Consider the following 22,231-nt stretch of genomic DNA (forward strand, 5'->3'; position numbering starts at 1 on the left):
TTCTTGCAAACCCGACCATCGAGACTTTGACAGCAATTACCAGCTGGCTTTAACCAGACCTGGTACGTCACCACGCATTGCAGCTTCACGCAGCTTGTTACGGCCAAGGCCGAACTTGCGGTAAACGCCGTGCGGACGACCAGTCAGGCGGCAACGGTTACGCATGCGCGAAGCGCTTGCGTCACGTGGTTGCTTCTGCAGAGCTACTGTAGCTTCCCAACGTGCTTCTGGACTTGCGTTCAGATCAACGATGATAGCTTTCAGCGCTGCACGCTTGGTGGCGTACTTGGCAACAGTGAGCTGACGCTTCAGCTCACGGTTTTTCATGCTCTTCTTGGCCATTTTCCTACTCCAATCAGTTGCGGAACGGGAATTTGAAAGCACGCAGCAGAGCGCGGCCTTCATCATCGTTCTTGGCAGTGGTGGTCAGGGTAATGTCCAGACCGCGGAGAGCATCGATCTTGTCGTAGTCGATTTCCGGGAAAATGATCTGCTCTTTCACGCCCATGCTGTAGTTACCACGACCATCGAAGGACTTGGCATTCAGGCCGCGGAAGTCGCGAACCCGAGGCAGGGAGATCGACAGCAGACGATCCAGGAACTCGTACATACGCTCACGGCGCAGGGTCACTTTGACGCCGATCGGCCATCCTTCGCGGACTTTAAAGCCAGCGATGGATTTACGAGCGTAGGTCACAACGACTTTCTGGCCGGTGATCTTTTCCAGGTCAGCAACAGCGTGCTCGATGACTTTTTTGTCACCGACCGCTTCGCCCAAACCCATGTTCAGGGTGATTTTTGTAACGCGTGGAACTTCCATCACGTTCGAAAGCTTAAGTTCTTCCTTAAGCTTCGGTGCGATTTCCTTCCAGTAAATCTCTTTTAGTCGTGCCATGGTCTTCTACCTAGCAGTGTTCAAGCATCAACCGCTTTTTGGGTCGACTTGAAGACACGAATTTTCTTGCCGTCTTCTACTTTGAAACCAACGCGGTCAGCCTTGTTGGTTTCGCCGTTGAAAATGGCGACGTTAGAAGCGTCCAGTGGAGCTTCTTTTTCGACGATACCGCCTTGCACGCCCGACATCGGGTTAGGCTTGGTATGACGCTTAACCAGGTTCAGACCGCTAATAACCAGACGGTTATTAGCAAGAACCTTAAGCACCTTACCGCGCTTACCTTTGTCTTTGCCGGCGATCACGATGATCTCGTCGTCACGACGAATCTTTTGCATGTCGGATCTCCTTACAGCACTTCTGGGGCGAGCGAGACGATCTTCATGAACTTCTCAGTACGAAGTTCACGGGTCACTGGCCCAAAGATACGGGTGCCGATCGGCTCTTGCTTGTTGTTCAGAAGAACAGCAGCGTTGCCATCAAAGCGGATAATAGAGCCATCAGCACGACGTACGCCGTGACGAGTGCGGACTACAACAGCAGTCATCACTTGGCCTTTTTTCACTTTACCGCGAGGAATTGCTTCCTTCACGGTAACTTTGATGATGTCACCGATACCAGCGTAACGACGATGGGAGCCACCCAGCACCTTGATGCACATAACACGGCGAGCGCCGCTGTTATCGGCCACATCGAGCATGGATTGAGTCTGAATCATATAATTTCTCCGACCCCTAGTCCTTAGACTTCCACAGCGCGTTCGAGAACATCAACCAGCGCCCAAGACTTGGTCTTGGCCAAAGGACGAGTTTCACGAATAGTGACTTTGTCGCCGATGTGGCACTGATTGGTTTCGTCGTGCGCGTGCAGCTTAGTCGAACGCTTAACGTATTTACCGTAGATCGGGTGCTTAACGCGACGCTCGATCAGTACGGTGATGGTTTTGTCCATCTTGTCGCTGACAACACGGCCAGTCAGCGTACGGACAGTTTTTTCGGCTTCAGCCATGATTACTTACCTGCCTGCTGGTTGAGCACAGTCTTCACGCGAGCGATGTCACGCTTAACTTGCGAGAGCAGATGAGACTGCCCCAACTGGCCAGTTGCTTTCTGCATACGCAGATTGAACTGGTCGCGCAGCAAGCCGAGCAGTTGCTCGTTCAGCTGCTGTGCGGATTTTTCACGAAGTTCATTCGCTTTCATCACATCACCGTCCGTTTAACAAAGGCGGTGGCGAGCGGCAGCTTTGCAGCAGCCAGGGCAAAAGCCTCACGCGCCAGCTCTTCAGAAACACCCTCGATTTCATACAGGACTTTGCCTGGCTGAATCTGGGCTACCCAGTATTCGACACTACCCTTACCTTTACCCATCCGAACTTCGAGGGGCTTTTTGGAAATCGGCTTGTCCGGGAATACACGGATCCAGATCTTGCCGCCACGTTTAACGTGACGGGTCAGTGCACGACGCGCTGACTCGATCTGACGAGCGGTGAGACGACCACGAGCTACAGACTTCAGCGCGAACTCGCCGAAGCTGACTTTGCTACCGCGCTGAGCCAGACCACGGTTGTGGCCTGTCATCTGCTTGCGGAACTTCGTACGCTTAGGTTGCAACATTTGGCGTACCCCTTACTTAGCAGCTTTTTTACGAGGCGCTGGTGCTTGTGGTTTCAGCTCTTCTTGGCGACCACCAATTACTTCGCCTTTGAAGATCCAAACCTTTACACCGATCACACCGTAAGTGGTGTGAGCTTCGTAGTTGGCATAGTCGATGTCGGCACGCAGGGTGTGCAATGGCACACGACCTTCGCGATACCATTCAGTACGTGCGATTTCAGCACCGCCGAGACGACCGCTCACTTGGATTTTGATGCCTTTGGCACCAATGCGCATGGCGTTCTGTACTGCGCGCTTCATAGCGCGACGGAACATTACACGACGCTCCAGCTGCTGAGCTACGCTCTGCGCAACCAGCATACCGTCGAGCTCCGGCTTGCGGATCTCTTCGATATTGATGTGCACAGGCACACCCATTTGCTTGGTCAGGTCCTGACGCAGTTTCTCAACATCTTCACCTTTCTTCCCGATAACGATACCTGGACGAGCGGTGTGGATGGTGATACGTGCAGTTTGGGCCGGACGATGGATATCGATACGGCTTACGGACGCGCTTTTTAGTTTGTCTTGGAGATACTCACGCACTTTCAGATCTGCGAACAAGTAGTCCGCATAAGTCCGACCGTCTGCGTACCAGACGGAGGTGTGCTCCTTGACGATTCCCAGGCGAATGCCAATGGGATGTACTTTCTGACCCATCTCTTCGACTCCGTTACTTGTCAGCAACCTTGACAGTGATATGGCAAGACCGCTTGACGATGCGATCAGCACGGCCTTTGGCACGTGGCATGATGCGCTTCAGCGAACGCCCTTCGTTGACGAAAACGGTGCTGACCTTCAGGTCATCAACGTCTGCGCCTTCGTTATGCTCGGCGTTGGCTACGGCCGACTCCAGCACTTTCTTCATGATCTCGGCGGCTTTCTTACTGCTGAAAGCCAACAAGTTGAGCGCTTCGCCCACCTTCTTCCCGCGGATCTGGTCGGCGACCAAGCGGGCTTTCTGGGCGGAGATTCGAGCGCCCGACAACTTAGCGGCTACTTCCATTTCCTAACCCCTTAACGCTTGGCTTTCTTGTCTGCCACGTGCCCACGATAAGTGCGGGTACCGGCGAACTCGCCCAGTTTATGGCCGACCATGTCTTCGTTCACGAGAACTGGGACGTGCTGACGACCGTTATGTACGGCGATGGTCAGACCGACCATCTGTGGCAGGATCATCGAACGACGCGACCAAGTCTTAATTGGTTTGCGATCGTTCTTTTCCGCCGCCACTTCGATCTTCTTCAGTAGGTGAAGATCAATAAAAGGACCTTTTTTCAGAGAACGTGGCACTGTCGTATCCCTCTATTTACTTGCGACGACGGACGATCATTTTGTCGGTACGCTTATTACCACGAGTCTTCGCGCCCTTAGTCGGGAAGCCCCATGGCGATACCGGATGACGACCACCAGAGGTACGACCTTCACCACCACCATGTGGGTGGTCAACCGGGTTCATGGCAACACCACGAACGGTTGGGCGAACGCCACGCCAGCGTTTGGCACCAGCTTTACCCAGCGAACGCAGGCTGTGCTCGGAGTTCGAGACTTCGCCCAGGGTCGCACGGCATTCAGCCAGGACTTTACGCATTTCACCGGAACGCAGACGCAGGGTAACGTAAACGCCTTCACGAGCGATCAGCTGAGCCGAAGCACCAGCGGAACGAGCGATCTGAGCGCCTTTACCTGGCTTCAGTTCGATGCCGTGTACGGTAGAACCGACTGGAATGTTGCGCAGTTGCAGAGCGTTGCCTGGCTTGATTGGAGCCAGAGCGCCTGCGATCAGCTGGTCGCCAGCACTCACGCCTTTAGGGGCAATGATGTAGCGGCGCTCGCCGTCTGCGTAGCAGAGCAGTGCGATGTGAGCAGTACGGTTTGGATCGTATTCGATACGCTCGACAGTGGCGACGATGCCATCTTTGTCGTTGCGACGGAAATCGACCATACGATAATGCTGCTTATGACCACCACCAATGTGACGCGTGGTAATACGGCCATTGTTGTTACGACCACCAGTCTTCGATTTTTTCTCGAGCAGCGGTGCGTGAGGAGCGCCTTTATGCAGCTCCTGGTTGACCACCTTGACCACAAAACGGCGGCCAGGGGAAGTCGGTTTGCATTTAACGATTGCCATGATGCACCCCTTCCTTACTCAGCACTGCTGCTGAAATCGAGATCTTGGCCTGGCTGAAGGGAGATAACTGCCTTCTTCCAGTCATTACGCTTGCCCAGGCCGCGAGCAGTGCGCTTGCTCTTACCCAGAACATTCAGGGTAGTGACGCGCTCTACTTTCACGCTGAACAGGCTTTCGACGGCCTTCTTGATTTCCAGCTTGGTTGCGTCAGTAGCAACCTTGAAAACGAACTGGCCTTTCTTGTCTGCCAGAACCGTAGCCTTCTCGGAAACGTGCGGGCCAAGCAGAACTTTAAATACGCGTTCCTGGTTCATCCCAGCAGCTCCTCGAATTTCTTCACGGCCGACACGGTGATCAACACCTTGTCGTATGCGATCAGACTAACTGGATCGGAACCTTGAACGTCACGTACATCTACGTGCGGCAGGTTACGAGCAGCCAGGTACAGGTTCTGATCAACAGCGTCCGACACGATCAAAACGTCGGTCAGGCTCATGTTGTTCAGCTTGCCCAGCAGATCTTTGGTTTTCGGAGTTTCAACAGCGAAATCCTGAACCACGACCAGACGATCAGTACGCACCAGCTCAGCAAGGATGGAACGCATTGCTGCGCGATACATCTTCTTGTTCAGCTTCTGGGAGTGATCCTGTGGACGTGCTGCAAAAGTGGTACCGCCGCCACGCCAGATTGGGCTACGGATAGTACCGGCACGAGCACGGCCAGTACCTTTCTGACGCCATGGGCGCTTACCGCCACCACGAACGTCGGAACGGGTCTTTTGCTGCTTGGTACCTTGACGGCCGCCGGCCATGTAGGCCACGACTGCTTGGTGAACCAGCGTCTCGTTGAATTCGCCGCCAAATGTCAGTTCGGAAACTTCGATCGCTTGAGCGTCATTTACATTTAATTGCATGTCAGCTTCCCCTTAACCGCGAGCCTTGGCTGCTGGACGTACAACCAGGTTGCCGCCAGTAGCGCCAGGAACAGCACCCTTGACCAACAACAGATTGCGTTCAGCGTCCACGCGCACTACTTCCAGGGACTGCACGGTCACGCGCTCAGCGCCCATATGACCGGACATTTTTTTGCCCTTGAATACACGACCAGGAGTCTGGCACTGGCCGATAGAGCCTGGGACGCGGTGGGATACGGAGTTACCGTGGGTGTTATCTTGCCCGCGGAAATTCCAACGCTTGATCGTACCCTGGAAGCCTTTACCCTTGGACTGACCGGTTACATCAACCAGTTGACCAGCGGCGAAGATTTCAGCGTTGATCAGATCGCCAGCCTGGTACTCGCCTTCTTCAAGACGGAATTCCATGGTGGTGCGACCAGCGGCAACGTTCGCTTTAGCGAAGTGGCCAGCCTGAGCTGCTGTTACACGCGAAGCACGACGCTCGCCGACAGTGACTTGCACTGCACGATAGCCATCGGTCTCTTCAGTTTTGAACTGGGTGACGCGATTCGGTTCGATCTCAATGACCGTGACCGGAATGGAGACACCTTCTTCGGTGAAAATACGGGTCATACCGCATTTACGACCGACTACACCAATAGTCATGTTGTAAACCTCATGAGTGTACGGGGCTTTCACCCGCTATGGCCGCCCATTTCAGAGCGTTACACGACTAAGACCGAGTCTTAGCCGAGGCTGATCTGCACTTCCACACCGGCCGCAAGATCAAGCTTCATAAGAGCATCAACGGTTTTATCCGTTGGCTGGACGATGTCCAGAACGCGCTTATGAGTGCGGATTTCGTACTGGTCGCGCGCGTCTTTGTTGACGTGCGGAGAAACCAGAACGGTGAACCGCTCTTTACGGGTAGGCAGTGGAATTGGACCACGCACTTGAGCACCAGTACGTTTCGCGGTTTCCACGATTTCCTGGGTTGATTGGTCGATCAGGCGATGGTCGAAAGCCTTCAACCTGATACGGATTTGCTGATTTTGCATTGGATTTCAGACTCCGGCTGCTATTCCCACCGAGCGCAATACGCCCGTTAAAAGGAGGCGCAATTCTATAGACGCCCCATATAGGTGTCAACCCAATAAAAAAGCCCCCGCTGAGCGGAGGCTTTTTCAAAGCATCAGGCAATCTCTATAAAAGAGAATTACGCGATGATTTTGGCTACGACGCCAGCGCCGACGGTACGACCGCCTTCACGGATAGCGAAACGCAGACCGTCTTCCATTGCGATGGTTTTGATCAGGGTAACAGTCATCTGAATGTTGTCACCTGGCATTACCATTTCAACGCCTTCTGGCAGCTCGCAGTTACCAGTCACGTCAGTAGTACGGAAGTAGAACTGTGGACGGTAGCCTTTGAAGAACGGAGTGTGACGACCGCCTTCTTCCTTGCTCAGAACGTAAACTTCTGCAGTGAAGGTGGTGTGCGGCTTAACCGAACCCGGCTTAACCAGTACCTGACCACGCTCAACGTCGTCACGCTTGGTGCCACGCAGCAGAACGCCGCAGTTCTCGCCAGCACGACCTTCGTCGAGCAGCTTGCGGAACATTTCAACACCGGTGCAAGTAGTAACGGTGGTGTCACGCAGACCAACGATTTCCAGCGGATCCTGAACGCGAACGATACCGCGCTCGATACGACCAGTCACAACAGTACCGCGACCCGAAATCGAGAATACGTCTTCGATTGGCATCAGGAACGGCTTGTCGGTAACACGTACTGGTTCTGGGATGTAGCTGTCCAGAGTCTCAACCAGTTTCTTGACGGCAGTGGTGCCCATCTCGTTGTCGTCTTTGCCTTCCAGAGCCATACGAGCCGAACCGATGATGATTGGAGTGTCATCGCCCGGGAAGTCGTAGGTGGACAGCAGGTCGCGAACTTCCATCTCAACCAGTTCCAGCAGCTCAGCGTCGTCTACCAGGTCAGCCTTGTTCAGGAAAACCACGATGTACGGAACGCCTACCTGACGGGACAGCAGGATGTGCTCACGGGTTTGTGGCATCGGACCATCAGCGGCCGAGCAAACCAGAATAGCGCCGTCCATTTGAGCAGCACCGGTGATCATGTTCTTCACATAGTCAGCGTGACCTGGGCAGTCAACGTGAGCGTAGTGACGGATCTTCGAGTTGTACTCAACGTGAGCGGTGTTGATGGTGATACCGCGTGCTTTTTCTTCTGGTGCGCTGTCGATCTTGTCGAAGTCAACGATTGCGGAACCGAAAACTTCGGAGCAAACGCGAGTCAGAGCAGCAGTCAGAGTGGTTTTACCGTGGTCAACGTGACCGATGGTGCCAACGTTGACGTGCGGTAGGGAACGATCAAATTTTTCTTTAGCCACGACAATTAACTCCTAGCCTAAAGGGGCTGAATCAGCCTTGTTTTTTGGTTACGGATTCGACGATGTGCGTCGGAGCCGTATCGTATTTTTTGAATTCCATAGAGTAGCTTGCGCGACCCTGGGACATGGAACGAACGTCGGTCGCATAACCGAACATCTCACCCAGTGGAACTTCGGCACGAATTACTTTGCCGGACACTGTGTCTTCCATACCCTGGATCATGCCGCGACGACGGTTAAGGTCGCCCATCACATCACCCATATAGTCTTCAGGCGTAACAACCTCTACAGCCATGATCGGCTCAAGCAACTCACCACCGCCCTTCTGGGCCAGTTGCTTGGTCGCCATGGAGGCAGCCACTTTAAACGCCATCTCGTTGGAGTCGACGTCGTGGTAAGAACCATCGAACACGGTAGCCTTCAGGCCGATCAGCGGATAGCCGGCAACAACGCCGTTCTTCATCTGCTCTTCGATACCCTTCTGGATAGCCGGGATGTATTCCTTAGGAACCACACCACCTACAACTTCGTTCACGAATTGCAGACCTTCCTGACCTTCGTCAGCAGGAGCAAAACGGATCCAGCAGTGGCCGAACTGACCACGACCGCCGGACTGACGAACGAACTTGCCTTCGATTTCGCAGTTCTTCGTGATGCGCTCACGATAGGAAACCTGAGGCTTACCGATGTTGGCTTCGACGTTGAACTCACGGCGCATCCGGTCAACCAGGATGTCCAGGTGCAGCTCGCCCATGCCGGAGATGATCGTTTGACCAGTCTCTTCATCAGTCTTGACGCGGAAAGACGGGTCTTCCTGAGCAAGCTTGCCCAGAGCGATACCCATTTTTTCCTGGTCATCCTTGGTCTTAGGCTCTACGGCAACCGAAATAACCGGCTCCGGGAAGTCCATACGAACCAGGATGATTGGCTTGTCAGCGTTGCAGAGGGTTTCACCAGTGGTGACGTCCTTCATGCCGATCAGGGCCGCGATGTCACCAGCGCGTACTTCCTTGATCTCTTCACGGGCGTTTGCGTGCATTTGCACCATACGACCCACGCGCTCTTTCTTGCCTTTAACCGAGTTGATCACGCCGTCGCCGGAGTTCAACACGCCCGAGTAAACGCGGACGAAGGTCAAAGTACCCACGAATGGGTCAGTGGCAATTTTAAATGCCAGAGCGGAGAACGGTTCTGCGTCGTCTGCATGACGCTCCAGCTCGATAGTCTCGTCATCCGGGTCAGTACCCTTGATGGCAGGAATATCAACTGGTGCCGGCAGGTAGTCGATCACAGCATCGAGAACCAGGGGAACGCCCTTGTTCTTGAACGAGGAACCGCAAACAGCCAAGACGATCTCACCAGCGATAGTACGCTGACGCAGAGCAGCCTTGATTTCCACGTTGGTGAGTTCTTCACCTTCGAGGTACTTGTTCATCAGCTCTTCGTTGGCTTCGGCAGCAGCCTCAACCATGTTGTTGCGCCATTCGTCAGCCAGTTCCTGCAGTTCAGCAGGGATAGGCTTGCGAACAGGAACCATACCTTTGTCAGCATCGTTCCAGTAAACAGCTTCCATGGTCAGCAGATCGATCTGACCCTGGAAATTGTCTTCGGAACCGATAGCCAACTGGATTGGCACTGGAGTGTGACCCAGGCGCTGCTTGATCTGACCGATCACGCGCAGGAAGTTGGCACCAGCACGGTCCATCTTGTTTACGTAAACAAGACGTGGAACGCCGTATTTGTTGGCTTGACGCCATACGGTTTCCGACTGAGGCTCAACACCCGAGGTACCACAGAACACAACGACAGCGCCGTCGAGTACGCGCAGGGAACGCTCAACTTCAATAGTGAAGTCCACGTGGCCCGGGGTATCGATTACGTTGAAGCGGTGCTCATCTTTGTACTGCTTCTCGGAACCCTTCCAGAAGGCGGTAATAGCAGCAGAAGTAATGGTAATACCACGCTCCTGCTCCTGAACCATCCAGTCTGTGGTCGCGGCGCCATCATGCACCTCGCCCATTTTGTGACTTTTGCCGGTGTAAAAAAGGACGCGCTCGGTGGTGGTGGTTTTACCAGCATCCACGTGAGCGACGATACCGATGTTACGGTAGCGACTAATCGGAGTAGTACGAGCCATAAAGCCCTCGCAAAATTAGTGAAGCTAAAATTAGAAGCGGTAGTGCGAGAAAGCTTTGTTGGCTTCAGCCATACGGTGCACGTCTTCACGCTTCTTAACAGCAGCACCTTTACCTTCAGCAGCATCCAGCAGCTCGCCAGCCAAGCGCAGAGCCATAGACTTCTCGCCACGCTTACGCGCGAAGTCTACCAACCAGCGCATTGCCAGAGCGTTACGACGGGACGGGCGAACTTCGACCGGAACCTGGTAAGTAGCACCGCCTACACGGCGCGACTTCACTTCGACCAGCGGAGCGATGGCGTCGAGTGCTTTTTCGAAGAGTTCCAGGGGATCGGTGCCAGCCTTACGGGTCGCAACGGTATCCAGGGCACCATAAACGATACGCTCGGCAACGGCTTTCTTGCCGCTTTCCATAACGTGGTTCATGAATTTGGCGAGGATCTGGCTTCCGTATTTCGGATCGTCCAGAATCTCACGCTTTGCTGCTACGCGACGTCTTGGCATGATAAGCCCTCAAGCGGTCTTCAGGTTAGCTCGGGACAGATCCAATGGATGCGTGCCCGACCTTACTCTTATCGACTCAATAAAATAAAAATCTGCAAAACGGCCGATTACTTCGGACGCTTGGTACCGTACTTCGAACGACCTTGGTTACGACCTTTAACGCCGGAAGTATCCAGGGAGCCGCGAACGGTGTGGTAACGAACACCTGGCAAGTCTTTTACACGACCGCCGCGGATCAGTACCACGCTGTGCTCTTGCAGGTTGTGGCCTTCACCGCCGATGTACGAGGAAACCTCGAAACCGTTGGTCAGACGCACACGGCATACTTTACGCAGTGCCGAGTTAGGTTTTTTCGGCGTGGTGGTGTACACACGGGTGCACACGCCACGACGTTGCGGGCAGTTCTGCAGCGCAGGTACGTCGGATTTCTCGACGATACGCTTACGCGGCTGACGTACCAGCTGGTTGATAGTTGCCATCTACTAGCTCCACTGTTGTCTTGCGACGCTATTGTCTTGCAAGAAAAGCAAAATGGCAGGAACGAATTCCCGCCAAATTTAGGGGATCAAGAGTCTAAAGAGGATCTTGTCCCCAGTCAAGGCAAGGCCCCGACCTCCCCGCCCCTCGAACCTCGACAAAATGTCTCGATTCGACGAACGGAGTGATCAGGGCCTTACGCTCATTTTTCGCAGAACTCAGTTACCGCTCGAGTTCAACGCTTCGGTCAGTGCAGCTTCCACTTCACTGGCGCTCACGCGCAACGGCTTGTCTGCTTCACGACGACGCTTGCGCTCGCTGTGATAAGCCAAACCGGTACCCGCCGGGATCAAACGACCCACGACCACGTTTTCTTTCAGGCCGCGCAGGTAATCGCGCTTGCCGGTGACTGCCGCTTCGGTCAGTACGCGGGTGGTTTCCTGGAAGGAAGCCGCCGAGATGAACGATTCGGTGGACAACGACGCCTTGGTGATACCCAGCAGAACGCGAGTGTACTTGGAGACAAACTTGTCTTCGCCGCCCAGACGCTCGTTCTCTACCAGTACGTGAGTCAGTTCCATCTGGTCGCCCTTGATGAAACTCGAATCGCCGGATTCAGCGATTTCAACTTTACGCAGCATCTGACGCAGGATGGTCTCGATGTGCTTGTCGTTGATCTTCACGCCTTGCAGACGGTAAACGTCCTGGATCTCGTTCACGATGTACTTGGCCAGCGCACTCACACCCAACAGACGCAGGATGTCGTGTGGATCGCTTGGACCGTCGGAGATAACTTCGCCGCGGTTTACCTGTTCGCCTTCGAACACGTTCAGGTGACGCCACTTCGGAATCAGCTCTTCGTACGGATCGGTACCGTCGTTCGGGGTAATGACCAGACGGCGCTTGCCTTTGGTTTCTTTACCGAACGCGATGGTGCCGCTGACTTCAGCCAGAATCGACGCTTCTTTCGGACGACGAGCTTCGAACAAGTCGGCAACACGCGGCAGACCACCGGTGATGTCTCGAGTTTTCGAAGTTTCTTGCGGGATACGCGCGATAACATCACCGATCGCGATCTTCGCACCATCCGCAACACCGACCAGGGCGTTGGCTGGCAGGAAGTACTGAGCGATAACGTCAGTGCCTGGCAGCAACAGATCCTTGCCGTTGTCGTCGACCATCTTCACTGCTGGACGAATTTCTTTGCCCGCAGCTGGACGATCTTTCGCATCGAGTACTTCAATGTTGGTCATACCGGTCAATTCGTCAGTCTGACGCTTGATCGTGATGCCTTCTTCCATGCCCACGTAGGTCACGGTACCTTTCATTTCGGTAACGATTGGGTGAGTGTGCGGATCCCACTTGGCCACGATTGCGCCAGCGTCGACCTTGTCACCTTCTTTAACCGAAATCACAGCACCGTACGGCAGCTTGTAACGCTCACGCTCACGACCGAAGTCATCAGCGATTGCCAGCTCACCGGAACGGGATACAGCAACCAGATGGCCATCCACTCGCTCAACGTGTTTCAGGTTGTGCAGACGGACGGTACCGCCATTCTTCACCTGAACGCTGTCGGCTGCGGAAGTACGGCTAGCCGCACCACCGATGTGGAACGTACGCATCGTCAGCTGTGTACCCGGCTCACCGATGGACTGGGCAGCGATAACGCCGACAGCTTCACCGATGTTCACCTGGTGACCACGAGCCAGATCACGGCCGTAGCACTTGGCGCAAATGCCGTAGCGGGTTTCGCAACTGATCGGCGAACGCACGATCACTTCGTCGATGCTGTTCAGCTCGATGAATTCGACCCATTTCTCGTCTACCAGAGTGCCGGCAGGAACGATAACGTCCTCGGTACCTGGCTTGAACACGTCACGAGCGATAACACGACCCAATACGCGCTCACCCAACGGCTCTACAACGTCACCGCCTTCAATGTGCGGAGTCATCAGCAGACCGTGTTCGGTGCCGCAATCGATCTCGGTTACAACCAGATCCTGCGCAACGTCTACCAGACGACGAGTCAGGTAACCGGAGTTCGCAGTTTTCAACGCGGTATCCGCCAGACCTTTACGAGCACCGTGAGTCGAGATGAAGTACTGAAGTACGCTCAAACCTTCACGGAAGTTCGCAGTAATCGGCGTTTCAATGATGGAACCGTCTGGCTTGGCCATCAGACCACGCATACCGGCCAGCTGACGAATCTGTGCTGCGGAACCCCGTGCACCCGAGTCAGCCATCATGTACATCGAGTTGAAAGACTCTTGATCGACTTCAACGCCGTGACGGTCAATAACCTTCTCTTTCGAGAGGTTGGCCATCATTGCCTTGGAAACTTCGTCGTTCGCTTTCGACCAAAGGTCGATCACTTTGTTGTACTTCTCGCCCTGGGTTACCAGGCCGGAGGCGTACTGGCTCTCGATCTCTTTCACTTCGTCGGTGGCAGCACCGATGATGCGGGCTTTTTCATCCGGGATAACGAAGTCGTTAACACCGATGGAAACGCCGGAGATGGTCGAGTAAGCGAAACCGGTGTACATCAACTGGTCAGCGAAGATCACGGTCTCTTTCAAACCAACCACGCGGTAGCACTGGTTGATCAGCTTGGAGATCGCCTTTTTCTTCATCGGCAGGTTGACGACGTCGTACGACAGACCTTTTGGCACAACCTGGAACAGCAGCGCACGGCCGACAGTAGTGTCGACAATACGGGTACCGCTCACGCTGTTGCCGTCACGGTCATTGACGGTTTCGTTGATACGTACTTTAACCTTGGCGTGCAGTGCGGCTTCGCCGGCACGGAACACACGGTCAACTTCCTGCAGATCCGCGAACACACGACCTTCGCCTTTGGCGTTGATCGCTTCACGAGTCATGTAGTACAGACCCAATACAACGTCCTGCGACGGAACGATGATTGGCTCACCGTTGGCTGGCGACAGAATGTTGTTGGTCGACATCATCAACGCACGCGCTTCGAGCTGGGCTTCCAGCGTCAGCGGTACGTGCACGGCCATTTGGTCGCCGTCGAAGTCGGCGTTGTACGCGGCGCAGACCAGAGGGTGCAGCTGGATAGCCTTACCTTCGATCAGTACCGGTTCAAACGCCTGGATACCCAGACGGTGAAGGGTCGGTGCACGGTTGAGAAGAACCGGGTGTTCGCGAATCACTTCAGCAAGAACGTCCCAAACCTCTGGCAGCTCGCGCTCGACCATTTTCTTGGCCGCTTTGATGGTGGTCGCGAGACCACGCATTTCGAGCTTGCCGAAAATGAACGGTTTGAACAGCTCGAGAGCCATCTTCTTCGGCAGACCGCACTGATGCAGACGCAGGGTCGGGCCTACGGTAATTACCGAACGACCGGAGTAGTCAACACGCTTACCGAGCAAGTTCTGCCGGAAACGACCTTGCTTACCCTTGATCATGTCAGCCAGGGATTTCAGAGGACGCTTGTTCGAACCGGTGATAGCGCGGCCACGACGACCGTTGTCGAGCAGAGCATCGACAGCTTCCTGCAACATACGCTTTTCGTTGCGCACGATGATGTCCGGAGCGGACAGATCAAGCAGGCGCTTCAAACGGTTGTTACGGTTGATCACTCGACGATACAGATCGTTGAGGTCGGAAGTCGCGAAACGACCGCCATCCAGCGGGACCAGTGGACGCAGATCTGGCGGCAGAACCGGCAGAACGGTCAGCACCATCCACTCTGGCAGGTTGCCGGAACCCTGGAAGGCTTCCATCAACTTCAGACGCTTGGACAGCTTCTTGATCTTGGTTTCGGAGTTGGTTTGCGGAATTTCTTCACGCAGACGGCCAATCTCGTGTTCCAGGTCGATAGCGTGCAGCAGCTCACGGACAGCTTCAGCACCCATGCGGGCGTCGAAGTCGTCACCGAACTCTTCCAGCGCTTCGAAGTACTGCTCGTCGTTCAGCAGCTGACCTTTTTCAAGGGTGGTCATGCCTGGATCGATAACGACATAGCTCTCGAAGTAGAGAACGCGTTCGATATCACGCAGGGTCATGTCCATCAGCAGGCCGATACGGGACGGCAGCGATTTCAGGAACCAGATGTGGGCAACCGGCGAAGCCAGTTCGATGTGCGCCATGCGCTCACGACGAACCTTTGCCAGCGCAACTTCAACGCCGCACTTCTCGCAGATCACACCACGATGCTTCAAGCGCTTGTACTTACCGCACAGGCACTCGTAATCCTTTACCGGGCCAAAGATCTTGGCGCAGAACAGACCGTCACGCTCAGGTTTGAACGTACGGTAGTTGATGGTTTCCGGCTTTTTAACTTCACCGAACGACCATGAGCGGATCATCTCAGGCGAGGCCAATCCGATACGGATGGCGTCGAACTCTTCGACTTGACCCTGGTTTTTCAGCAAATTCAGTAGGTCTTTCAAGGCCTTTCCTCCTGGCGGAGCAGAGAGCGGGCAATCCTGCCCCGCTCTCGATTCGCGTCACGTGTTATTCGGTTTCCAGATCGATATCGATGCCGAGGGAACGAATTTCCTTGATCAACACGTTGAAGGACTCGGGCATGCCCGGCTCCATACGGTGATCGCCATCCACGATGTTTTTGTACATCTTGGTACGGCCGTTCACATCGTCCGACTTCACTGTGAGCATTTCTTGCAGAGTGTAAGCAGCACCGTATGCTTCCAGTGCCCAGACCTCCATCTCCCCGAAACGCTGACCACCGAACTGTGCCTTACCACCCAGCGGCTGCTGGGTAACCAGGCTGTACGAACCGGTAGAACGCGCGTGCATTTTGTCGTCTACCAAGTGGTTCAGCTTCAGCATGTACATGTAGCCAACGGTAACTGGACGCTCGAACTTGTTGCCGGTACGGCCGTCGGTCAGCTGCATCTGGCCGCTTTCTGGCAGGTCAGCCAGTTTCAGCATGGCCTTGATTTCGCTTTCCTTGGCGCCGTCGAACACTGGAGTGGCCATTGGAACACCGCCACGCAGGTTCTTCGCCAGATCCAGGATTTCCTGATCGGAGAAGCTGTCCAGATCTTCGTTACGACCGCCGATCTGGTTGTAGATCTCGTCCAGGAAGGTACGCAGTTCAGCGACTTTACGCTGCTCTTCGATCATCCGGTTGATCTTCTCGCCCAGACCTTTGGCCGCGAGGCCCAGGTGGGTTTCAAGGATCTGACCAACGTTCATACGCGAAGGTACGCCCAGCGGGTTGAGGACGACGTCGACCGGGGTGCCATTGGCATCGTGCGGCATGTCTTCAACCGGCATGATCACGGAGACCACACCTTTGTTACCGTGACGACCGGCCATCTTGTCGCCCGGCTGGATGCGACGACGGATAGCCAGGTAAACCTTGACGATTTTCAGCACACCTGGAGCCAGGTCATCGCCTTGCTGCAGTTTGCGCTTCTTGTCTTCGAACTTGTCGTCCAGCAGACGGCGGCGATCAACGATGTAGGCCTGAGCCTTCTCGAGCTGCTCGTTCAGAGCATCTTCAGCCATGCGCAGTTTGAACCACTGACCATGCTCAAGACCGTCGAGTACTTCGTCGGTGATGTCCTGACCTTTCTTCAGACCTGCGCCGCCTTCAGCCTTGTGGCCTACCAGAGCGGAACGCAGACGTTCGAAAGTCGCGCCTTCAACGATACGGAACTCTTCGTTCAGATCCTTGCGGATCTCGTCGAGCTGAGTCTTCTCGATCGACAGTGCACGAGCATCACGCTCAACGCCGTCGCGGGTGAAGACCTGTACGTCGATGACAGTACCTTTGGTACCGGTAGGTACACGCAGGGAAGTGTCTTTAACGTCGCTGGCTTTTTCACCGAAGATTGCACGCAGCAGTTTTTCTTCCGGAGTCAGCTGGGTCTCGCCTTTCGGAGTGACCTTACCCACCAGGATGTCGCCTGCGCCTACTTCAGCACCTACGTAAACGATACCGGCTTCGTCCAGCTTGTTCAGTGCAGCTTCACCCACGTTAGGGATGTCCGCAGTGATTTCCTCTGGGCCAAGCTTGGTGTCACGAGCCACACAGGTCAGTTCCTGAATGTGGATCGTGGTGAAACGGTCTTCCTGAACAACACGCTCGGACAGGCAGATGGAGTCTTCGAAGTTGAAGCCGTTCCATGCCATGAACGCGATGCGCATGTTCTGACCCAGCGCCAGCTCACCCATGTCGGTGGACGGGCCGTCGGCCATGATGTCGCTACGCTGAACGCGATCACCCTTACGCACCAGCGGACGCTGGTTGATGCAGGTGTTCTGGTTCGAGCGGGTGTATTTGGTCAGGTTGTAGATGTCGACACCAGCTTCGCCGGTTTCAACTTCGTCATCAGCAACACGAACCACGATACGGCTGGCGTCGACGGAATCGATCACGCCGCCACGACGAGCCACGACGCAAACGCCGGAGTCACGGGCTACGTTACGCTCCATGCCGGTACCTACCAGCGGCTTGTCAGCGCGCAGGGTTGGTACAGCTTGACGCTGCATGTTCGAACCCATCAACGCACGGTTGGCGTCGTCGTGCTCGAGGAACGGGATCAGCGACGCTGCAACCGAAACTACCTGCTTCGGCGAAACGTCCATCAAGGTGACTTCTTCAGGCGCCTTGACGGTGAATTCGTTCAGGTGACGTACGGCTACCAGTTCGTCGATCAGGACTTTCTGGTCGTTCATGGTCGCCGAAGCCTGCGCGATCACGTGGTCGGCTTCTTCAATGGCAGACAGGAACACGATCTCGTCGGTGACCACACCCTCTTTCACCACACGGTACGGGCTTTCGAGGAAGCCGTACTGGTTGGTGCGAGCGTACGCAGCCAGGGAGTTGATCAGACCGATGTTCGGACCTTCCGGCGTTTCAATCGGGCATACACGGCCGTAGTGAGTCGGGTGTACGTCACGGACTTCAAAGCCTGCGCGCTCACGAGTCAGACCGCCAGGGCCGAGTGCAGAGACACGACGCTTGTGGGTAATCTCGGACAGCGGGTTGTTCTGGTCCATGAACTGCGAGAGCTGGCTGGAACCGAAGAACTCTTTCACCGCCGCAGCCACTGGCTTGGCGTTGATCAGGTCTTGCGGCATCAGGCCTTCGCTTTCAGCCATCGACAGACGCTCTTTGACCGCACGCTCAACACGTACCAGGCCAACGCGGAACTGGTTCTCGGCCATTTCGCCTACGCAGCGAACACGACGGTTACCCAGGTGGTCGATGTCATCGACGATGCCTTTACCGTTACGGATGTCGACCAGAGTCTTCAGTACCGCGACGATGTCTTCCTTGCACAACACGCCCGAACCTTCGATCTCGGTGCGACCGATACGACGGTTGAACTTCATCCGGCCGACCGCAGACAGGTCATAGCGCTCAGGGCTGAAGAACAGGTTGTTGAAAAGAGTTTCGGCAGCGTCTTTGGTTGGCGGCTCGCCTGGACGCATCATGCGATAGATCTCGACCAGCGCTTCCAATTGGTTGCTGGTGGAGTCGATCTTCAATGTGTCGGAGACGAACGGACCGCAGTCGATGTCGTTGGTGTACAGAGTTTCGATGCGAACAACGCCGGACTTGGCAATTTTCGCCAGGACTTCGGTGTTCAGCTCGGTGTTGCACTCTGCCAGGATTTCGCCAGTAGCCGGGTGCACGATGACCTTGGCGGTAGTGCGACCGAGGACGTAGTCCAGAGGCACTTCCAGGGTCTTGATGCCGGCTTTTTCGATCTGGTTGATGTGGCGCGCAGTAATACGGCGGCCCGCTTCAACGATAACCTTGCCCTTCTCGTCCTGAATATCCAGAACCGCAATTTCACCACGCAGACGCGAAGCAATCAGTTCCAGGCTGAGGGTTTCGCCGCTCAGATGGAAAACGTTGGTGGTGTAGAAAGCGTCGAGCACTTCTTCAGTGGTATAGCCGAGCGCACGCAGCAGTACCGATGCCGGCAGCTTGCGACGACGGTCGATACGCACGAACACGCAGTCTTTCGGGTCGAACTCGAAGTCCAACCACGAACCGCGGTAAGGAATGATGCGCGCGGAGTACAGCAGTTTGCCGGAGCTATGCGTCTTGCCGCGGTCGTGGTCAAAGAACACGCCCGGGGAACGGTGCAGCTGGGAAACGATTACACGCTCGGTACCGTTGATTACGAAGGTACCGTTCTCAGTCATCAGGGGAATTTCACCCATGTAGACTTCTTGCTCTTTGATGTCCTTGATCGCTTTGTTCGACGATTCTTTGTCGAAAATGATCAGGCGCACTTTTACCCGCAAAGGTACGGCGAAAGTCACACCGCGCAATACGCATTCTTTGACATCAAATGCCGGTTCGCCCAGGCGATAACCGACGTACTCCAGCGCAGCATTGCCGGAGTAGCTGATGATCGGGAAAACGGATTTGAAGGCCGCATGCAGGCCCACGTCGCGGAACTGATCTTTAGTCGCTCCCGCTTGCAAGAATTCACGATACGAATCCAGCTGGATGGCCAGGAGGTAAGGCACATCCATGACGTCCGGCAACTTGCTAAAGTCCTTGCGGATACGTTTTTTCTCAGTATATGAGTAAGCCATCAGCGTTCCCCAGCTTGGTCACCTGCTTGTTTGGCCCCTCCCGACGGGAGCAGCCAGAAAATCGTGCAAACCCCATGGTTTGCGCCACCGCATCGGGTGGTTACAGCGCCTTTATCAGCACCGACCCAGTCGGCTGCCAATAACGGAAAAAGGCCGGTGGCAAGAGCCACCAGCCATCAGCCTGTCGCTTGACGCTCGGGCTGGAGGAGCAAAGTCGATGCTTACTTCAGCTCGACTTTAGCGCCTGCTTCTTCCAGCTTCTTCTTGGCGTCTTCAGCAGCTTCTTTCGAAACGCCTTCAGCTACAACCTGAGGAGCGGTGTCTACTTTCTCTTTGGCTTCTTTCAGGCCCAGACCAGTCAGTTCACGAACTGCCTTGATCACGTTAACCTTCTTCTCGCCAGCTTCCAGCAGAACAACGTTGAACTCGGTTTGCTCTTCAACAACAGCGGCAGCAGCAGCTGGACCAGCAGAAGCAGCGGCAGCGGATACGCCGAACTTCTCTTCCATTGCCTTGATCAGCTCAACGATTTCCAGAACCGATTTTTCGCCGATTGCGTCGATGATTTGTTCGTTAGTCAGAGACATGACTTATTTCCTGAATTGGGGGATAGCCTGCAGGCCATCGAAATAAACAAAAATACGCGAGAGAGGAAACGCTCAGCCTCAGGCTGCAGCAGCTTCTTTCTGGTCGCGAAGAGCCGCCAGAGTACGAGCCAATTTGCTGGTAGCGCCTTGAATCACGCTCATCAGCTGGGAAATTGCTTCGTCACGGGTCGGCAGGCTTGCCAGAACGTCGATCTGATTAGCTGCGAGGAACTTGCCCTCGAACGCAGCTGCCTTGATCTCGAACTTTTCCTGACCTTTAGCGAACTCTTTGAACAGGCGAGCAGCAGCGCCCGGATGTTCGTTGGAGAATGCGATCAAGGTCGGGCCGGTGAACACGTCGTTGAGAACACTGTATTCAGTGTCAGCAACAGCGCGCTTGAGCAGGGTGTTACGTACAACACGTACGTAAACGCCAGCTTCACGAGCCTCTTTACGGAGTCCGGTCATTGCGCCTACTGTTACGCCACGTGCATCAACCACGACAGCGGACAGAGCGACTTTGGCAGCCTCGTTGACTTCAGCGACGATGGCCTTCTTGTCTTCGAGATTAATTGCCACGGGTTTAACTCCTGCTTGTTACCGTTTCATTCGATCGAAACCGAATGTCGTTTTGGTGTCTGATTCGGTAAGGAACCGGGAGCACCATCTGCGTAGGCTGATGGTTTAAGACTTGCGCCGCCTACGGTCTTGGATAGCCCCCGCCAGGCAGGGACCCCAATCTTTCAATTAGCGCGAATATTCGCGCCAATTTTTGTCTTACGCGTCCAGCGAGCTCTGGTCGATGACCAGACCTGGGCCCATAGTGGTGCTCAGGGTAACGCGCTTGACGTAGATACCTTTCGAGGAAGCTGGCTTGATACGCTTCAGATCAGCGATCAGGGCTTCAACGTTTTCCTTCAGCTTGACGGCGTCGAAGCCCATCTTGCCAACGGAGGTGTGAATAATGCCGTTTTTGTCGGTGCGATAACGAACCTGACCAGCTTTAGCGTTCTTAACCGCAGTAGCTACGTCTGGAGTTACAGTACCAACCTTAGGGTTAGGCATCAGACCACGTGGACCGAGGATCTGACCCAATTGACCTACAACGCGCATTGCATCCGGGGATGCGATCACTACGTCATAGTTCAGGTCGCCGCCTTTCATTTCGGCAGCCAGGTCATCCATACCTACACGGTCAGCGCCGGCAGCCAGAGCGGCCTCAGCAGCAGGACCTTGGGTGAACACAGCAACGCGAACGGTCTTGCCAGTGCCGTGTGGCAGCACAGTAGCGCTACGAACAACCTGGTCAGATTTACGCGGGTCAACACCCAGGTTTACAGCAATGTCGAACGACTCGCTGAACTTGACAGTCGACAGCTCAGCCAGCAGAGCGGCGGCATCTACAAAGTTGTAGGCCTTGCCTGCTTCGATTTTGCCGGCGATAGCCTTTTGACGCTTGGTCAGCTTAGCCATTACACACCCTCCACGTTAAGGCCCATGCTACGAGCAGAACCGGCGATAGTACGCACGGCTGCATCCATATCAGCTGCAGTCAGATCCGCGTTTTTGGTTTTCGCGATTTCTTCCAGCTGAGCACGGGTAACAGTGCCAACCTTAACGGTGTTCGGACGAGCGGAACCGCTGGTCAGACCAGCCGCTTTCTTCAGCAGAACCGAAGCAGGGGTGGATTTTGTTTCGAAAGTAAAGCTACGGTCGCTGTAGACAGTGATGATCACTGGAGTCGGCAGACCAGCTTCCAGACCCTGAGTACGGGCGTTGAAAGCCTTGCAGAATTCCATGATGTTCACGCCGTGCTGACCCAGTGCAGGACCAACAGGTGGGCTTGGGTTAGCCTGAGCGGCCTTCACTTGCAGCTTGATGTAAGCGGTAATCTTCTTGGCCATGAGGCACTCCAATTACGGGTTCAAACGCCTCGAAAGGCTCCCCGGTTACTTGCGCGTTTATCCCAGTGACGACAAAACCCC

General features: G+C 54.9%; 25 protein-coding genes. All 25 read right to left on the reverse strand.

The window, feature by feature from the left end:
* Positions 1–36: 36 nt before the first annotated feature.
* The 25 genes from rpsN to rplK all read right to left on the reverse strand — a co-directional run bounded on the left by rpsN (position 37) and on the right by rplK (position 22,150).
* A complete protein-coding gene (gene rpsN, locus JFT91_RS02365; protein WP_003228726.1) occupies positions 37–342 on the reverse strand; it encodes a 30S ribosomal protein S14 in 306 nt (101 codons plus the stop codon).
* Between the two features lie 13 nt (positions 343–355).
* Positions 356–895, reverse strand: coding sequence for a 50S ribosomal protein L5 (gene rplE / locus JFT91_RS02370; protein WP_003176415.1), 540 nt, complete (start codon positions 893–895; stop codon positions 356–358).
* Between the two features lie 20 nt (positions 896–915).
* Positions 916–1,230: a 50S ribosomal protein L24 gene (gene rplX / locus JFT91_RS02375; RefSeq protein WP_008081905.1), complete on the reverse strand. Its 315-nt coding sequence runs from the start codon at positions 1,228–1,230 to the stop codon at positions 916–918.
* Between the two features lie 11 nt (positions 1,231–1,241).
* On the reverse strand, positions 1,242–1,610 hold the full coding sequence (gene rplN / locus JFT91_RS02380; RefSeq protein ID WP_002555479.1) for a 50S ribosomal protein L14: 369 nt from the start codon (positions 1,608–1,610) through the stop codon (positions 1,242–1,244).
* Positions 1,611–1,633: 23 nt separating this feature from the next.
* Positions 1,634–1,900: a 30S ribosomal protein S17 gene (rpsQ, locus tag JFT91_RS02385; RefSeq protein ID WP_003176419.1), complete on the reverse strand. Its 267-nt coding sequence runs from the start codon at positions 1,898–1,900 to the stop codon at positions 1,634–1,636.
* A 2-nt stretch (positions 1,901–1,902) separates the two neighbouring features.
* A complete protein-coding gene (gene rpmC / locus JFT91_RS02390) occupies positions 1,903–2,094 on the reverse strand; it encodes a 50S ribosomal protein L29 (RefSeq protein WP_002555481.1) in 192 nt (63 codons plus the stop codon).
* On the reverse strand, positions 2,094–2,507 hold the full coding sequence (gene rplP / locus JFT91_RS02395; RefSeq protein ID WP_007896757.1) for a 50S ribosomal protein L16: 414 nt from the start codon (positions 2,505–2,507) through the stop codon (positions 2,094–2,096). Before rplP ends, rpmC begins: the two co-directional genes overlap by 1 nt.
* 12 nt (positions 2,508–2,519) lie before the next feature.
* Positions 2,520–3,206 carry a 30S ribosomal protein S3 gene (gene rpsC / locus JFT91_RS02400; RefSeq protein WP_003176422.1) on the reverse strand — a complete coding sequence of 229 codons (687 nt, stop codon included), beginning with the start codon at positions 3,204–3,206 and terminating at the stop codon, positions 2,520–2,522.
* Between the two features lie 13 nt (positions 3,207–3,219).
* Positions 3,220–3,552 (reverse strand): 50S ribosomal protein L22, encoded by a 333-nt coding sequence (gene rplV / locus JFT91_RS02405; protein ID WP_003103908.1) that lies wholly within the window; start codon positions 3,550–3,552, stop codon positions 3,220–3,222.
* A gap of 11 nt (positions 3,553–3,563) precedes the next feature.
* The gene (gene rpsS, locus JFT91_RS02410; RefSeq protein WP_003228731.1) at positions 3,564–3,839 is read right to left on the reverse strand and encodes a 30S ribosomal protein S19; all 276 of its coding nucleotides are present in this window, start codon (positions 3,837–3,839) and stop codon (positions 3,564–3,566) included.
* Between the two features lie 16 nt (positions 3,840–3,855).
* Entirely contained in the window at positions 3,856–4,680 is an 825-nt protein-coding gene (rplB, locus tag JFT91_RS02415; RefSeq protein ID WP_003228734.1) for a 50S ribosomal protein L2, read from the reverse strand.
* Positions 4,681–4,694: 14 nt separating this feature from the next.
* The gene (gene rplW / locus JFT91_RS02420) at positions 4,695–4,994 is read right to left on the reverse strand and encodes a 50S ribosomal protein L23 (protein WP_002555488.1); all 300 of its coding nucleotides are present in this window, start codon (positions 4,992–4,994) and stop codon (positions 4,695–4,697) included.
* Positions 4,991–5,593: a 50S ribosomal protein L4 gene (rplD, locus tag JFT91_RS02425; RefSeq protein WP_007918468.1), complete on the reverse strand. Its 603-nt coding sequence runs from the start codon at positions 5,591–5,593 to the stop codon at positions 4,991–4,993. Before rplD ends, rplW begins: the two co-directional genes overlap by 4 nt.
* Positions 5,594–5,605: 12 nt before the next feature.
* Complete coding sequence (rplC, locus tag JFT91_RS02430; protein ID WP_003228738.1) at positions 5,606–6,241, reverse strand: 50S ribosomal protein L3; 636 nt, start codon at positions 6,239–6,241, stop codon at positions 5,606–5,608.
* A gap of 80 nt (positions 6,242–6,321) precedes the next feature.
* Positions 6,322–6,633: a 30S ribosomal protein S10 gene (gene rpsJ / locus JFT91_RS02435; protein ID WP_003186070.1), complete on the reverse strand. Its 312-nt coding sequence runs from the start codon at positions 6,631–6,633 to the stop codon at positions 6,322–6,324.
* A gap of 158 nt (positions 6,634–6,791) precedes the next feature.
* Complete coding sequence (gene tuf / locus JFT91_RS02440) at positions 6,792–7,985, reverse strand: elongation factor Tu (protein ID WP_007918472.1); 1,194 nt, start codon at positions 7,983–7,985, stop codon at positions 6,792–6,794.
* Between the two features lie 31 nt (positions 7,986–8,016).
* On the reverse strand, positions 8,017–10,122 hold the full coding sequence (gene fusA / locus JFT91_RS02445; RefSeq protein WP_201231476.1) for an elongation factor G: 2,106 nt from the start codon (positions 10,120–10,122) through the stop codon (positions 8,017–8,019).
* A 30-nt stretch (positions 10,123–10,152) separates the two neighbouring features.
* On the reverse strand, positions 10,153–10,626 hold the full coding sequence (rpsG, locus tag JFT91_RS02450) for a 30S ribosomal protein S7 (RefSeq protein ID WP_201228700.1): 474 nt from the start codon (positions 10,624–10,626) through the stop codon (positions 10,153–10,155).
* A gap of 107 nt (positions 10,627–10,733) precedes the next feature.
* Positions 10,734–11,105: a 30S ribosomal protein S12 gene (gene rpsL, locus JFT91_RS02455; RefSeq protein ID WP_003186084.1), complete on the reverse strand. Its 372-nt coding sequence runs from the start codon at positions 11,103–11,105 to the stop codon at positions 10,734–10,736.
* Positions 11,106–11,321: 216 nt separating this feature from the next.
* Positions 11,322–15,521 carry a DNA-directed RNA polymerase subunit beta' gene (rpoC, locus tag JFT91_RS02460; protein ID WP_007916472.1) on the reverse strand — a complete coding sequence of 1,400 codons (4,200 nt, stop codon included), beginning with the start codon at positions 15,519–15,521 and terminating at the stop codon, positions 11,322–11,324.
* A 64-nt stretch (positions 15,522–15,585) separates the two neighbouring features.
* Positions 15,586–19,659, reverse strand: coding sequence for a DNA-directed RNA polymerase subunit beta (gene rpoB / locus JFT91_RS02465; RefSeq protein WP_008081909.1), 4,074 nt, complete (start codon positions 19,657–19,659; stop codon positions 15,586–15,588).
* Between the two features lie 221 nt (positions 19,660–19,880).
* Positions 19,881–20,246: a 50S ribosomal protein L7/L12 gene (gene rplL / locus JFT91_RS02470; RefSeq protein WP_201147656.1), complete on the reverse strand. Its 366-nt coding sequence runs from the start codon at positions 20,244–20,246 to the stop codon at positions 19,881–19,883.
* Positions 20,247–20,324: 78 nt separating this feature from the next.
* A complete protein-coding gene (rplJ, locus tag JFT91_RS02475; protein WP_201147657.1) occupies positions 20,325–20,825 on the reverse strand; it encodes a 50S ribosomal protein L10 in 501 nt (166 codons plus the stop codon).
* Positions 20,826–21,023: 198 nt separating this feature from the next.
* Positions 21,024–21,719 carry a 50S ribosomal protein L1 gene (rplA, locus tag JFT91_RS02480; RefSeq protein ID WP_201147658.1) on the reverse strand — a complete coding sequence of 232 codons (696 nt, stop codon included), beginning with the start codon at positions 21,717–21,719 and terminating at the stop codon, positions 21,024–21,026.
* Positions 21,719–22,150 (reverse strand): 50S ribosomal protein L11, encoded by a 432-nt coding sequence (gene rplK, locus JFT91_RS02485; protein WP_003228756.1) that lies wholly within the window; start codon positions 22,148–22,150, stop codon positions 21,719–21,721. Before rplK ends, rplA begins: the two co-directional genes overlap by 1 nt.
* Positions 22,151–22,231 lie beyond the last annotated feature (81 nt).

It is taken from the genome of Pseudomonas sp. TH08 (genome assembly GCF_016651275.1).
In the GTDB taxonomy this organism is placed as follows: domain Bacteria; phylum Pseudomonadota; class Gammaproteobacteria; order Pseudomonadales; family Pseudomonadaceae; genus Aquipseudomonas.